The organism is Rothia sp. 11273D007AR (assembly GCF_053547255.1).
The window spans coordinates 1-795 of record NZ_JBPPWJ010000035.1 but is presented as its reverse complement, the minus strand read 5'-3'; the positions used below and the strand labels follow the sequence as shown (position 1 = coordinate 795).

General features: G+C 47.4%; 1 rRNA gene. It reads right to left on the bottom strand.

Features of this window, described 5'->3' with window-relative positions:
- Positions 1-424: ribosomal RNA gene (locus ACED88_RS10735) — 23S ribosomal RNA — on the bottom strand; the annotation flags it as partial.
- Positions 425-795: the final 371 nt, after the last annotated feature.

Genomic DNA, 795 nt, shown 5'->3' with positions numbered 1-795 from the left:
CGATTACAGGACTCTCACCCTCTCCGGTCGCCCATCCCAAGGCGTTCACCTACATGCTAGAACATCACGTCAACAGCCGGTTGAAACTGTTATGCGTACTCCCACAACCCCCATGATGCAACCCTCAACCGGTATCACACACCACAGGTTTAGTCTCTTCCGCTTTCGCTCGCCACTACTCACAGAATCATTCTTATTTTCTCTTCCTGAGGGTACTGAGATGTTTCACTTCCCCTCGTTCCCTCCAACCAGCCTATACATTCAACTGGTGGTAACAAACCATGATGGCTTGCTGGGTTTCCCCATTCGGACATCCTGGGATCAACGCCCTGTTATCGGCTTCCCCAGGCTTTTCGCAGATTCACACGTCCTTCATCGGCTTCTAGTGCCAAGGCATCCACCGTGTGCCCTTAATAACTTACACACAGATAAAATCAAAGATATTAACCTTGACTAACTAAGTACAAAATCAAAAGTATCAAAAGAACACAATCCAAAACATTGAATTGAGATTTCTTCAAATAAATTCGAAGATGCTCGCGTCCACTATACAGTTCTCAAACAACAACCCGATACCACTCGAGGCAACCAAAGACAAAGCTCAGTCACTACTCTCATGCCGGGAACCTGAGAGCAACAAACCACATGGCTTGTTACCTCAAAACCCAAAAGCGCACCAGCATTACACATTCTTATCAGCACCCACCACAGGGAAGGCACCTGAACTAACATTCCACCCATGAGCAAACCACCCAAACGACACTCGCGTCCAGCGTGGCTCAACCAATATGTTGA